Raw genomic sequence first — 12,713 nt, forward strand, 5'->3', positions numbered from 1 at the left:
TCGAATACTCAGAGTAATGGTTACGCGTTGTCGTCACCAGGTCAAGCAGGTCGTCGCACCCGGTGAGTTGTTTGCCACAGATGGACCACTCGTTCGGGGAGCCGGTGACGGCTGCTACCGTCTGTGCCGGACCTCCGAAAGTAGGGGGCGGACAACCAGCAGGGCACGCAGTCGAGGCCGAACACGTCCGGCCTGCGCAGCCTTCACAGATCCGACAGTCCTTTAAAGACCCGTCCGGTGAGGCGGGAAAGGAGCTCAGACCGTGGCACCACCTCGTGGTGCGGCGGCACCGGCCGAGCGAGAACTGCTCTCGGCCGGTGATGTCGCGCGCACAATCGCCCGGATGGCCCACCAGGTCATCGAGAAGACGGCCCTCGACGGCCCTGTGAGCCCTGCCGCCGCCGACAGTGGCGCCGGCGGCGATGTCGCCGGGCCACCGCTGCCACCCGTCCTGCTGGGCATTCCGACCCGCGGCACCCCGCTGGCGCATCGTCTCGCCGCGCGGATCGAGGAATTCTCCGGAGTGGCCGTTCCCGCGGGAGCGCTCGATGTGACGCTCTACCGCGACGACCTGCGCCGGAAACCCACCCGCCCGCTCGAGGAGACCGACGTGCCCGCGGGCGGCATCGACGACCGCGTCGTGATCCTCGTCGACGACGTGCTGTTCTCCGGCCGCACCGTCCGGTCGGCCCTCGACGCGCTGAGCGACCACGGCAGGCCCCGGGCGGTGCAGCTGGCCGCCCTGGTCGACCGTGGCCACCGTGAACTGCCCATCCGCGCCGACTACGTCGGCAAGAACGTGCCCACCTCGCGGACGGAGGAGGTCTCGGTCCTGCTGGCCGAGACCGACGGCCGTGACGCCGTGCTGATCAGGGGGCAGTAGATGCGGGACCTGCTCACCACCGACGGGCTCGGCCGCGACGAGGCCACCGCGATCCTGGACACGGCCGACGAACTCAAGCGGACGCTGCTCGGCCGCGAGGTTCGCAAGCTCCCGACGCTGCGCGGGCGCACCGTCATCACGATGTTCTACGAGAACTCCACGCGTACCCGGGTCTCGTTCGAGATCGCGGGCAAGTGGATGAGCGCCGACGTGGTCAACGTGTCGGCGGGCGGATCATCGGTCGGCAAGGGCGAATCGCTGCGGGACACCGCGCTGACGCTGTCGGCAGCGGGCGCGGACTGCGTGATCGTCCGTCACCCGGCCTCGGGAGCGCCGCACCGGCTGTCCGGGTGGCTCGCCGACACCCGCACGTCCGTGGTCAACGCGGGTGACGGCATGCACGAGCACCCCACCCAGGCGCTGCTCGACGCGGCGACCCTCCGCGAGCGGCTCGGGGGTATCGAAGGCAGGCGCATCGCGATCGTCGGCGACGTGCTGCACAGCCGGGTCGCCCGTTCGAACGTGCACCTGCTGACCACTCTCGGCGCCGAGGTGGTGCTCGTCGCACCGCCGACACTGGTGCCCCGTGGCGTGGAACAGTGGCCGGTGACCACGGCGTTCGACCTGGATTCACAGCTTCCCGGCCTCGACGCGGTGATGATGCTGCGCGTGCAGGCCGAACGGATGCGCGGCGGTTTCTTCCCGTCGGCGCGGGAGTACTCGATCGCGTACGGGCTCAGCGAGAAGCGGCTCGCGATGCTGCCGGATCACGCCGTCGTGCTGCACCCGGGGCCGATGCTGCGAGGGATGGAGATCGCCTCGCCGGTGGCGGACAGCCCGCGGGCCGCCGTCACCGATCAGGTCTCCAACGGCGTCCACGTGCGCATGGCCGTGCTGTACCACCTGCTGGCAGGGGAAGAACTATGACGGAGCTGCTGATCACGGGTGCCCGGCCGTACGGCGAGGGCGACCCCGTGGACGTCCTCGTGGCCGACGGGGTCATCGCCGAGATCGGTGAGCGCGGCGCGGTGCGGGCGCCGTCCTCGGCCGAGGTGCTCGACGCCGCGGGGCAGGTGCTGCTGCCCGGGCTCGTCGACCTCCACACCCATCTGCGTGAGCCCGGCCGGGAGGACACGGAGACGATCGAATCCGGGTCGAGGGCCGCGGCGCTCGGCGGCTACACGGCCGTGTTCGCGATGGCCAACACCGACCCGGTGGCCGACAACGCGCTGGTCGCGGGCCACGTGCTGCGGCGTGGCCGGGAGGTGGGCCTGGTCGACGTTCACCCGGTCGGGGCGGTCACGGTCGGGTTGGCCGGGGAGCGGCTGGCGGAGATCGGCACCATGGCGACCGGCGAGGCCGGGGTGCGGCTCTTCTCCGACGACGGGAAGTGCGTGGCGGACCCGCTGCTGATGCGGCGCGCGTTGGAGTACTCGACGTCGCTCGGCGTGGTGATCGCCCAGCACGCGGAGGAGCCGCGGCTGACCGACGGCGCGCAGGCGCACGAAGGGGAAGGCGCGTCGCGGCTCGGGTACGTGGGCTGGCCCGCGTCGGCCGAGGAGTCGATCGTCGCCCGCGACTGCGTGCTCGCGCGCCACGCCGGCGCGCGACTCCACGTCTGCCACGTGTCCACCACCGGTACTGTGGACGTGCTGAGCTGGGCGAAGGGGCTCGGCGTCGACGTCTCGGCCGAGGTGACGCCGCACCATCTGCTGCTCACCGACGAGCGCCTCGAGACCTACGACCCGGTGAACAAGGTGAACCCGCCGCTGCGGGCGCAGCGGGACACCGAGCGGCTGCGGCAGGCACTGGCGGACGGGGTCCTGGACTGCGTCGCCACGGACCACGCGCCCCACGCCGAGCAGGACAAGAGCTGCGAGTGGGACGCCGCGCGCCCGGGGATGCTGGGTCTGCAGACGGCGCTGTCGATCGTCGCGGACACGATGGTGCGCACGGGGCTGCTGGACTGGCGCGGCGTGGCTCGGGTGATGAGCGAGCGGCCCGCGGAGATCGCCGGACTGCCGGATCAGGGACGGCCGCTGGCGGAAGGCGAGCCTGCGAACCTGGTGCTCGTCGATCCGGACGCCGAATGGACCGTGCGGGGCGGGAAGCTGGCGAGTATCGCGGACAACACTCCGTACGACGGGATGCGACTGCCCGCCGTGGTGACGGCCACGCTGTTGCGTGGGCGCCTCACGGCTCGTGAAGGGAAGAGTGACTGATGGACAGGCTGTTGCTGACGCTGGTGTTCGTCGCGCTGCTGGTGCTGTGCGTGTACGGCATGTGGAAGGGCTGGCGACGACAGGCGCGGGCGCAGAGCGTGCGCATCCCTCCGTTCCCCGCGCCCCCTGCCGAGCCGGGGACGCCGCTGCTGGAGACGCCGGGCCTGTACGTGACGACGACGTACGCGGGCCGCTGGCAGGAGCGCATCGTGACCCGCGGTGCGGGCCTGCGCGGCCCGGCGACGCTCCGGCTGTACGACGACGGCATCGACGTCGACCGCGACGGCATGCTGAGCTTCCGGATTCCGCGCGAGGCGATCACCGGCATCGCCACCGGCAAGGGCATGGCGGGCAAGGTCATGGGGACCGACAGCCTGCTGATCGTGACCTGGCGTGCGGGTGGGTCCGACGACGCCGTCGAACTCGACACGGGATTCCGTGCCGACGACCGCGGCGTCTATCCGAAGTGGATCGCACAGGTCGAACGCGCCTCGGAGGGCGAGGCCGGGACCGAGAGCGACGACGAGCGCATCGTGGGAGGTGCACAGGCATGAGCGCGACACGCACTCCGGCGGCACTCGTGCTCGAGGACGGCCGGATCTTCCGGGGCAGCGCCTACGGGGCACAGGGCCGCACTCTCGGCGAGGTGGTCTTCTGCACCGGCATGACCGGGTACCAGGAGACGTTGACCGACCCCTCGTACCGCAGGCAGATCGTCGTGCAGACGGCACCGCAGATCGGCAACACCGGGTGGAACGACGAGGACGACGAGTCGTCCCGCATCTGGGTGGCGGGCTACGTGGTCCGCGACCCCGCGCGGACGCCGTCGAGCTGGCGGTCGAAGCGCGGGCTGGACGAGGAGCTGGCGGCGCAGGACGTCGTCGGGATCTCCGATGTGGACACCCGCACCCTCACCCGGCACATCCGCGAGCACGGCGCCATGCGCGCAGGCGTGTTCTCCGGTGACGGCCTGGTGGCCGACGACGAGATGGTCGCCGCCGTCGCCGCGAGCCCGGCGATGGCGGGGGCCGACCTCGCGGGCGAGGTGACGACGGCGCAGCCGTACGTCGTGCCCGCGGTCGGCGAGACCCGCTTCCGCGTCGCGGCGCTGGACCTGGGCATCAAGGCGAACACGCCGCGGCAGCTGGCCCGGCGGGGGATCGAGGTGCACGTGCTGCCCGCGACCTCCACGGTCGACGACCTGCTGGCCGTGGGCGCCGACGGGGTGTTCCTGTCGAACGGTCCCGGCGACCCGGAGACGCAGAGCCACGCGATCGAGCTGACGAAGGCGACCCTGCAGCGCGAGATCCCGCTGTTCGGCATCTGCTTCGGCAACCAGATCCTCGGCCGCGCGCTGGGGCTGGGCACGTACAAGATGCGTTACGGCCACCGCGGCATCAACATCCCGGTGATCGACGCGGCGACCGGTCGGGTCGCGATCACCGCGCAGAATCACGGGTTCGCCCTCGAAGGGGAACCGGGCGGGCGGTTCGACTCGCCGTTCGGCACCGCCGAGGTGAGTCACCACTGTGCCAACGACGGCACGGTCGAAGGCCTGCGCTGTGTGGACGTGCCCGCGTTCTCGGTGCAGTACCACCCCGAGGCCGCCGCGGGCCCGCACGACGCGAACCCGCTGTTCGACGACTTCGTCTCACTCATGCACAGCCGCAGGCCGAGCACGGCACAGGAGGCGCGCCAGTAATGCCCAAGCGTACGGACATCGAGCACGTGCTCGTGATCGGCTCGGGGCCGATCGTGATCGGCCAGGCGGCCGAGTTCGACTATTCCGGCACGCAGGCGTGCCGCGTGCTGCGTCAGGAGGGTCTGCGCGTCAGCCTGGTCAACTCCAACCCGGCGACCATCATGACCGACCCGGAGTTCGCCGACTCGACCTACATCGAGCCGGTGACGCCGGAGTTCGTGGAGAAGGTCATCGCCGCGGAGCGCCCGGACGCGCTGCTGGCGACCCTCGGCGGGCAGACGGCGCTGAACTGCGCGGTCGCGTTGCACGAGAACGGTGTGCTGGAGAAGTACGGCGTCGAACTGATCGGTGCCGACATCGACGCGATCCAGCGCGGCGAGGACCGGCAGAAGTTCAAGGACATCGTCCGGCAGGTCGGCGGGGACGTGCCCCGCAGCGCGGTGTGCCACTCGATGGAGGAGGTCCGGGCGACGGTCGCGGAGGTCGGGTTGCCCGTCGTCATCCGCCCGTCGTTCACCATGGGCGGCCTCGGGTCGGGCATGGTGCACACCGAGGACGAGATGGAGCGGCTCGCGTCGCTCGGCCTCGAGGAGAGCCCGGTGACCGAGGTTCTCATCGAGGAGAGCGTGCTCGGGTGGAAGGAGTACGAGCTCGAGCTGATGCGCGACGGCCACGACAACGTCGTGGTGGTCTGCTCCATCGAGAACTTCGACGCGATGGGCGTGCACACCGGCGACTCGATCACCGTCGCCCCGTCGATGACGCTGACCGACCGCGAGTACCAGCGCATGCGCGACGTCGGCATCGACGTGCTGCGCGCAGTGGGCGTGGAGACCGGCGGCTGCAACATCCAGTTCGCGATCAACCCGGTCGACGGGCGCATGGTCGTGATCGAGATGAACCCGCGGGTGTCGCGGTCGTCGGCGCTGGCGTCGAAGGCGACGGGTTTCCCGATCGCCAAGATCGCGGCGAGGCTCGCGATCGGCTATACGCTCGACGAGATCAGCAACGACATCACGGGTGAGACGCCTGCCAGCTTCGAACCGACACTCGACTACGTCGTGGTGAAGGTGCCGCGGTTCGCGTTCGAGAAGTTCCCCGGCGCCGATCCGGAACTGACGACGACGATGAAGAGCGTCGGCGAGGCGATGGCGATCGGGCGCAGTTTCCCCGAGGCGCTGGGCAAGGCGATGCGGTCGATGGAGACCAAGCGCGTCGGGTTCTGGACCGGGCCGGATCCGGAAGGCGCCACGGTCGAGTCCACTCTGGACGAACTGCGCACGCCGCACGACGGCCGGATCTACGCCGTCGAGCGCGCACTGCGGCTGGGTGCGACGCCGGACGAGGTGCAGCGCGCCAGCGGCATCGACCCGTGGTTCATCGACCAGATCGCCCTCATCGGCGAGATCGGGGCCGAGGTCCGCGACGCCCCGGTGCTGTCGGGAGACCTGCTGCGCCGCGCCAAGCGGACGGGTCTGTCCGACCGGCAGATCGCGGCCCTGCGCCCGGAACTGGCAGGCGAGGACGGCGTCCGTTCCCTGCGGCAGCGGCTCGGTGTGCACCCGGTGTTCAAGACGGTCGACACGTGTGCGGCCGAGTTCGCCGCCCGCACGCCGTACCACTACTCGGCCTACGAGGCCGACCCCGGAGCCGAAACCGAGGTCTCCCCGCAGCCGGACAAGCCGAAGGTGCTGATCCTCGGCTCCGGCCCGAACCGCATCGGCCAGGGCATCGAGTTCGACTACTCGTGCGTCCACGCGGCGCTGGCGCTGCGTGAGGCCGGGTTCGAGGCCGTGATGGTCAACTGCAACCCCGAGACGGTCTCGACGGACTACGACACCTCGGACCGGCTGTACTTCGAGCCGCTGACCTTCGAGGACGTCCTCGAGGTGGTGCGCGCCGAACAGGAGTCCGGCACCGTCGCGGGCGTCATCGTCCAGCTCGGCGGGCAGACGCCGCTCGGCCTGGCCCAGCGGCTCTCCGACGCGGGCGTGCCCGTCGTCGGCACCCCGCCGGAGGCGATCAACCACGCCGAGGACCGCGGCGCGTTCGGTGACGTGCTGACCGGTGCGGGCCTGCCCGCACCGAAGTACGGCACCGCCACCTCGTTCGAGGGCGCGAAGCACATCGCCGACGAGATCGGCTACCCGGTGCTGGTGCGCCCGTCGTACGTGCTCGGCGGCCGCGGCATGGAGATCGTCTACGACGAGGCCTCGCTCGAGAACTACATCGCCCGCGCCACCGAGGTCACGCCCGAGCACCCGGTGCTGGTCGACCGGTTCCTCGACGACGCCATCGAGATCGACGTCGACGCGCTCTACGACGGCGAGGAGCTGTTCCTCGGCGGCGTGATGGAGCACATCGAGGAGGCGGGCGTGCACTCGGGCGACTCGGCGTGCGCCCTGCCGCCCATCACGCTCGGCCGGACGGACCTGGAGCAGGTGCGCCGGTCGACCGAGGCGATCGCCCGCGGGGTCGGCGTGCGGGGACTGCTCAACGTGCAGTACGCGCTCAAGGACGACGTGCTGTACGTGCTCGAGGCGAATCCACGCGCGTCGCGGACGGTGCCGTTCGTGTCGAAGGCGACGGCCGTGCCGCTGGCGAAGGCGGCGTCGCTGATCATGACGGGCTCGTCGATCAAGGCTCTGCGTGGCCGCGGCGTACTGCCTGCCGAGGGCGACGGGGGAGACCTGCCCGTCGACGCGCCGGTGGCGGTCAAGGAGGCGGTGCTGCCGTTCCACCGGTTCCGCACCCCCGAGGGCCACGGCGTCGACTCGCTGCTGGGCCCGGAGATGAAGTCCACGGGCGAGGTGATGGGCGTCGACACGGCGTTCGGCACGGCGTTCGCCAAGTCGCAGTCCGGCTCGTACGGGTCGCTGCCGACGAGCGGCACGGTGTTCGTGTCCGTGGCCAACCGCGACAAGCGCTCGCTCGTGTTCCCCGTCAAGCGGCTCGCCGACCTGGGCTTCGAGGTGGTCGCGACGGCGGGTACCGCCGAGGTGCTGCGCCGCAACGGCGTGCCGTGCGGCGTGGTCCGCAAGCAGCACGAGGACGCCGACGCGCAGGCCACGACGGACCCGGACGCCCCGAACATCGTGGACCTGATCCTCGACGGTGGCGTCGACATGGTCATCAACACCCCGTACGGCAACAGCGGCCCGCGGATCGACGGCTACGAGATCCGCACCGCGGCCGTCACGCGCGGCATCCCGTGCGTGACGACCGTGCAGGGCGCGTCGGCGGCGGTGCACGGGATCGAGGCGATGATCCGGGGCGACGTCGGGGTGCGTTCGCTGCAGCGGCTCCAGGCGGCGCTGCGGGACGGCTCGTGACCGAGCGGTTCGGGGGCCGGCTGGCCCGCGTCGTCACCGCGCGCGGGCCGCTGTGCGCCGGCATCGACCCGCATCCGGGGCTGCTGGCCGAGTGGGGACTGCCCGCCGACGTCACCGGCCTCGAACGGTTCGCGCTGACGGCCACGGAGGCGCTCGCCGGTGAGGCCGCGGTGGTCAAACCCCAGTCGGCGTTCTTCGAGGCCCACGGTGCGGCCGGAGTGGCCGTTCTGGAACGGGTCGTCGCCGAGTGCCGGGACGCCGGTGCGCTCGTGCTGCTCGACGTGAAGCGGGGCGACATCGGCTCGACGATGGCCGCGTACGCGACCGCCTACCTGTCCGACGGTTCGCCGTTGGCCGCGGACGCCGTCACGGTGTCGCCGTACCTCGGGTTCGGGGCGCTGGAGCCGGCGTTCGAGGCCGCGGCGGCCTCGGGCAGGGGAGTGTTCGTGCTCGCCCGCACGTCGAACCCGGACGGTGAGGCGCTGCAGCGGGCCGACGCGGGCGGCCGGTCGGTCGCCCAGTCCATTGTGGATGACGCGGCGGTCCGTAACGCCGGCGCCGAGCCGCTGGGTGATGTCGGCGTCGTCGTGGGTGCGACGAACGTCCCTGGTGAGCTTCGCCTCGCCGAGCTGAACGGGCCGGTGCTCGCGCCCGGTTTCGGTGCCCAGGGTGCGACGGCGGCCGACCTCGCGACCGTGTTCGGGTCCGCGCTGCCCGCCGTGGTGCCCGCCTCGTCACGGGCACTGCTGCGGTGCGGTCCGGACGTCGGAGCCATGCGCGGAGAGGTGCGCCGCGTGCAGGCCGATCTGGCGGCCGCCGCGGGGTCCGACGGACCGGCGTGAGGCCGGTTTTCCGGTTCGCGTACGCGAATGGAAGCCCTGGTCGAAGCCGATGTTGATCTTGCACTAGGCTGTCGGAGCAAGTGGCGCAGCGGGGGCAGGCGGTGCCACATTCGCCCGCATCCGGCGACGGGAATTCCGGCCTTGTGCCGTCCCGCGTCGGCCGCTGTGGGTAGGGTCTTCCCCGGTGCGAGTGCCGCGGCCTCCAGTCGCGGCACTCCGGGAGCGGATCGGCCGCGTGTGCGGGCATTTTCCGGCACGCACAGGCCGGGTTCAGCGCTCACCCCCGCATTGTGAGTCCAGGTCAGGGGTGGGTACGGTCGCCACACCCACCCAGAATTTTGAGTAATACCGGAGGAAAACGTGGCACTTCCCCAGCTCACCGAGGAACAGCGTGCTGCGGCGCTGGAGAAGGCCGCCGCCGCCCGTCGCGCCCGCGCGGAGCTCAAGGAGCGGCTCAAGCGCGGCGGTACGACCCTCGACGATGTGCTGAAGCAGGCCGACGAGGACGAGGTGCTCGGCAAGATGAAGGTCTCCGCACTGCTGGAGGCCCTGCCGGGCGTGGGCAAGGTACGTGCACAGCAGACGATGGAGCGCCTCGAGATCGCGGCCAGCCGTCGTCTGCGCGGCCTCGGTGAACGGCAGCGCAAGGCGCTGCTCACCGAGTTCAGCGGCGAGTGAGCGAGCAGCGACAGCGCGGCTCGAACCAGGCCGGCGTGCGCGGCGGCCGGAGGGCATCCGGTGAGCCGGTGCCGGGCACGACCGCCCGGCGCCGGCTCACCGTCGTCTCGGGCCCGTCCGGGGTCGGCAAATCGAGCGTGGTCGGCGAGCTGCGCGCACTCGATCCGGACATCTACTTCAGCATCTCCACGACCACACGGGCTCCGCGCGAGGGCGAGGTCGACGGGGCGCACTACCACTTCGTCGACCGCGCGACGTTCGACCGGATGATCGCCGACGGGCAGTTCCTCGAGTACGCGGAGTTCGCGGGCAACTGCTACGGCACGCCCCGCGCACCGGTCGACCGAGCCCTCGACCAGGGCAGGCCCGCGGTGCTCGAGATCGAGCTCCAGGGCGCACGCCAGGTGCGTGAGGCGATGCCCGACGCGCAGCTGGTGATGCTGCTGCCGCCGTCGTGGGGTGAACTGGTCGACCGGCTCACCGGGCGCGGCACCGAGGCCATGGAGGCCGTGCAGGCACGGCTCGGCGAGGCCGAACGCGAACTCGCGGCGGCCAGCGAGTTCGACGCGCAGGTCGTCAATGCCGATGTGAAGACCGCCGCGCGGGAGTTGTTAGACTTGGTCAGAGGCCCGTCCGGGTCGCAGGACTGAGTCCGGGGACGCACCTCGGGTACGTCCCGCCGGTCCACCCGGCCGTCGGACCCGGGTCGACACGGACCGGCCGACACAGAACTTCCGACACCGACCCTTCCGCAGATTCGGAGCAGTAGTGACCGCGTTCACGTTGGGCCCGCAGAGCGAGCAGCTCGAGGGCATCACGAACCCGCCCATCGACGACCTGCTCGACAAGGTCAGCTCCAAGTACGCGCTCGTGGTCTACTCGGCCAAGCGCGCCCGCCAGATCAACGACTACTACGCGCAGCTCGGCGAGGGTCTGCTCGAGTACGTCGGCCCGCTCGTCGAGCCGGGCCCGCGGGAGAAGCCGCTGTCGATCGCGCTTCGGGAGATCCACGCGGGTCTGCTGGAGCACACGGAAGGCGAGTGAGCCGACGGTTCACCCGACGTGACGAAACCGGCGACGCCGGCCACCGCCCGACGGTGCCGGTCGCCGGTTTTCGTCGTCTCGGACCGTCCGCGTGACGCCCCGCACGTTGCGGCGCGGCCGGTTGCGGCGCGACGACCGGGGCCGTAGGACCTACTGACTATGAAGCGGATCGTTCTCGGGGTCGGCGGTGGCATCGCGGCCTACAAGGCGTGCGAGGTCCTGCGCGGACTCACCGAATCCGGCCACGACGTCCGCGTCGTGCCCACCGACGCGGCGCTGGAGTTCGTCGGCGCGGCGACGTTCGAAGCGCTGTCCGGACACCCGGTGCACACGGGCGTGTTCACCGCGGTCCACGAGGTGCAGCACGTGCGTATCGGCCAGGAGGCGGACCTGGTCGTGGTCGTGCCCGCCACCGCCGATCTGCTCGCGCGTGCCGCCCACGGCCGCGCCGACGACCTGCTCACCGGCACACTCCTGACGGCCCGGTGCCCGGTGGCGTTCTTCCCCGCGATGCACACCGAGATGTGGGAGCACCCGGCGACGCGCGACAACGTCGCCACCCTGCGGTCCCGCGGCGCCGTCGTCGCCGAGCCCGCCGCGGGCAGGCTCACCGGCGCGGACAGCGGCAAGGGCCGCCTCGCCGATCCGCGGGAGATCGTTGACGTCGCCCGGTTGCTGCTCGCGCGGGGCGACGCGCTGCCGCGCGACCTGGAGGGTCGCCACGTGGTCGTCTCCGCGGGCGGCACGCGGGAGCCCCTGGACCCGGTGCGGCATCTCGGCAACCGATCCTCGGGCAAACAGGGCTACGCACTCGCGCGCGTGGCGGCCCAGCGGGGCGCCAGGGTGACGCTCGTGTCCGCCCACACCGACGCGCTGCCCGAACCCGCGGGCGTCGACCTGGTGGACGTCTCGACGGCCGCGGAACTGGGGGAGGCCGTCGACGCGGCCGCCGCCGACGCCGACGTCGTGGTGATGGCTGCCGCGGTGGCCGACTTCCGCCCCGCGGGCACGTCCGGCCACAAGATCAAGAAGAGCGACGACAACCCCGACCCGGTCCTCGAGCTGGAGCGCAACCGCGACGTGCTCGCCGGCCTCGTGGCGCGGAGGACGCCGGGACAGATCATCGTCGGGTTCGCCGCCGAGACCGGCGACGCCGAGGGCAGCGTGCTCGACCACGCCCGCGCCAAACTCGCCCGCAAGGGCTGCGACCTGCTCGTCGTCAACGCCGTCGGCGAGGGCGGGGCGTTCGACGCCGACGACAACACCGGGTGGCTGCTGGCCTCCGACGGCGCCGAGGACCGCATTCCGCTCGGGGCCAAGTCCGAACTCGCCGCCACGGTCTGGGACGCGGCCACGCGGTTGCTGGGCGGCGCTCCCACCCGGTGACCCGCTCCGGCCTGCGCTTTCCCAGATAACGGGAGGTTCACGGGCGCCGCCGATAGAGTGAGGCCGTCCCCGATGTCGAGAGGTGAGGTGCAGCCGGTGGCCGCCGTGCAGGGCAGGTTGTTCACGAGTGAGTCGGTGACTGAGGGTCACCCGGACAAGATTTGTGACGCGATCAGCGACACGATTTTGGATGCGATGTTGGCGCAGGATCCGCGGTCGCGGGTTGCGGTGGAGTCGATGGTGACGACCGGTCAGGTGCATGTGGCTGGTGAGGTGACCACGGCGGCGAACGTCGATACGACGGCGTTGGTGCGTCAGGCGGTGTTGGACATCGGGTATGACTCGTCGGAGAAGGGTTTCGACGGGGCGTCGTGTGGTGTGAGTGTGTCGATCGGGGCGCAGTCGCCGGATATTGCGCAGGGTGTGGACACGGCGTACGAGTCGCGTCTGGAGAACGCTCTGGATGATTTGGACAAGCAGGGCGCGGGTGATCAGGGCCTGATGTTCGGGTATGCCTGTTCGGACACGCCGGAGTTGATGCCGTTGCCGATCGCGTTGGCGCATCGGTTGTCGTTGCGGCTCTCGCAGGTGCGGAAGAACGGGACGGTGCCGTATCTGCGTGCG

At 71.2% G+C, this 12,713-nt stretch carries 12 protein-coding genes; all 12 read left to right on the forward strand.

Going from position 1 to position 12,713, the window contains the following annotated elements; genetic code table 11:
* Positions 1-262 precede the first annotated feature (262 nt).
* Positions 263-883: a bifunctional pyr operon transcriptional regulator/uracil phosphoribosyltransferase PyrR gene (gene pyrR, locus LY13_RS13730; RefSeq protein ID WP_253828794.1), complete on the forward strand. Its 621-nt coding sequence runs from the start codon at positions 263-265 to the stop codon at positions 881-883.
* Positions 884-1,810, forward strand: a complete 927-nt coding sequence (locus LY13_RS13735) for an aspartate carbamoyltransferase catalytic subunit (protein WP_253828795.1) — start codon at positions 884-886, stop codon at positions 1,808-1,810.
* Positions 1,807-3,105: a dihydroorotase gene (locus LY13_RS13740; protein WP_253828796.1), complete on the forward strand. Its 1,299-nt coding sequence runs from the start codon at positions 1,807-1,809 to the stop codon at positions 3,103-3,105. Before LY13_RS13735 ends, LY13_RS13740 begins: the two co-directional genes overlap by 4 nt.
* A complete protein-coding gene (locus LY13_RS13745; RefSeq protein ID WP_253828797.1) occupies positions 3,105-3,659 on the forward strand; it encodes a PH-like domain-containing protein in 555 nt (184 codons plus the stop codon). The genes LY13_RS13740 and LY13_RS13745 overlap by 1 nt, the downstream gene beginning before the upstream one ends.
* Entirely contained in the window at positions 3,656-4,807 is a 1,152-nt protein-coding gene (gene carA, locus LY13_RS13750; RefSeq protein WP_253828798.1) for a glutamine-hydrolyzing carbamoyl-phosphate synthase small subunit, read from the forward strand. The genes LY13_RS13745 and carA overlap by 4 nt, the downstream gene beginning before the upstream one ends.
* Positions 4,807-8,139 carry a carbamoyl-phosphate synthase large subunit gene (gene carB, locus LY13_RS13755; RefSeq protein WP_253828799.1) on the forward strand — a complete coding sequence of 1,111 codons (3,333 nt, stop codon included), beginning with the start codon at positions 4,807-4,809 and terminating at the stop codon, positions 8,137-8,139. The genes carA and carB overlap by 1 nt, the downstream gene beginning before the upstream one ends.
* A complete protein-coding gene (pyrF, locus tag LY13_RS13760) occupies positions 8,136-8,981 on the forward strand; it encodes an orotidine-5'-phosphate decarboxylase (RefSeq protein ID WP_253828800.1) in 846 nt (281 codons plus the stop codon). Before carB ends, pyrF begins: the two co-directional genes overlap by 4 nt.
* A gap of 360 nt (positions 8,982-9,341) precedes the next feature.
* Positions 9,342-9,659 (forward strand): integration host factor, actinobacterial type, encoded by a 318-nt coding sequence (gene mihF, locus LY13_RS13765; RefSeq protein ID WP_253828801.1) that lies wholly within the window; start codon positions 9,342-9,344, stop codon positions 9,657-9,659.
* Positions 9,656-10,309 (forward strand): guanylate kinase, encoded by a 654-nt coding sequence (gene gmk / locus LY13_RS13770; protein ID WP_253828802.1) that lies wholly within the window; start codon positions 9,656-9,658, stop codon positions 10,307-10,309. Before mihF ends, gmk begins: the two co-directional genes overlap by 4 nt.
* 118 nt (positions 10,310-10,427) lie before the next feature.
* A complete protein-coding gene (rpoZ, locus tag LY13_RS13775) occupies positions 10,428-10,703 on the forward strand; it encodes a DNA-directed RNA polymerase subunit omega (protein ID WP_030531793.1) in 276 nt (91 codons plus the stop codon).
* A gap of 159 nt (positions 10,704-10,862) precedes the next feature.
* A complete protein-coding gene (gene coaBC / locus LY13_RS13780; RefSeq protein ID WP_253828803.1) occupies positions 10,863-12,089 on the forward strand; it encodes a bifunctional phosphopantothenoylcysteine decarboxylase/phosphopantothenate--cysteine ligase CoaBC in 1,227 nt (408 codons plus the stop codon).
* Positions 12,090-12,185: 96 nt separating this feature from the next.
* The coding region (locus LY13_RS13785; RefSeq protein WP_308216331.1) for an S-adenosylmethionine synthetase N-terminal domain-containing protein at positions 12,186-12,713 on the forward strand (528 nt) is incomplete at its 3' end.

The sequence above is a fragment of the Prauserella aidingensis genome (assembly GCF_024171865.1).
Lineage (GTDB): Bacteria > Actinomycetota > Actinomycetes > Mycobacteriales > Pseudonocardiaceae > Prauserella > Prauserella aidingensis.

What these genes read in the sequence shown, in the direction of transcription:
- coaBC (WP_253828803.1), top strand. Translation starts at nt 10,863, where the DNA reads ATGAAGCGGATCGTTCTCGGGGTCGGCGGTGGCATCGCGGCCTACAAG.
- LY13_RS13745 (WP_253828797.1), top strand. Translation starts at nt 3,105, where the DNA reads ATGGACAGGCTGTTGCTGACGCTGGTGTTCGTCGCGCTGCTGGTGCTG.
- LY13_RS13735 (WP_253828795.1), top strand. Translation starts at nt 884, where the DNA reads ATGCGGGACCTGCTCACCACCGACGGGCTCGGCCGCGACGAGGCCACC.
- carB (WP_253828799.1), top strand. Translation starts at nt 4,807, where the DNA reads ATGCCCAAGCGTACGGACATCGAGCACGTGCTCGTGATCGGCTCGGGG.
- LY13_RS13740 (WP_253828796.1), top strand. Translation starts at nt 1,807, where the DNA reads ATGACGGAGCTGCTGATCACGGGTGCCCGGCCGTACGGCGAGGGCGAC.
- carA (WP_253828798.1), top strand. Translation starts at nt 3,656, where the DNA reads ATGAGCGCGACACGCACTCCGGCGGCACTCGTGCTCGAGGACGGCCGG.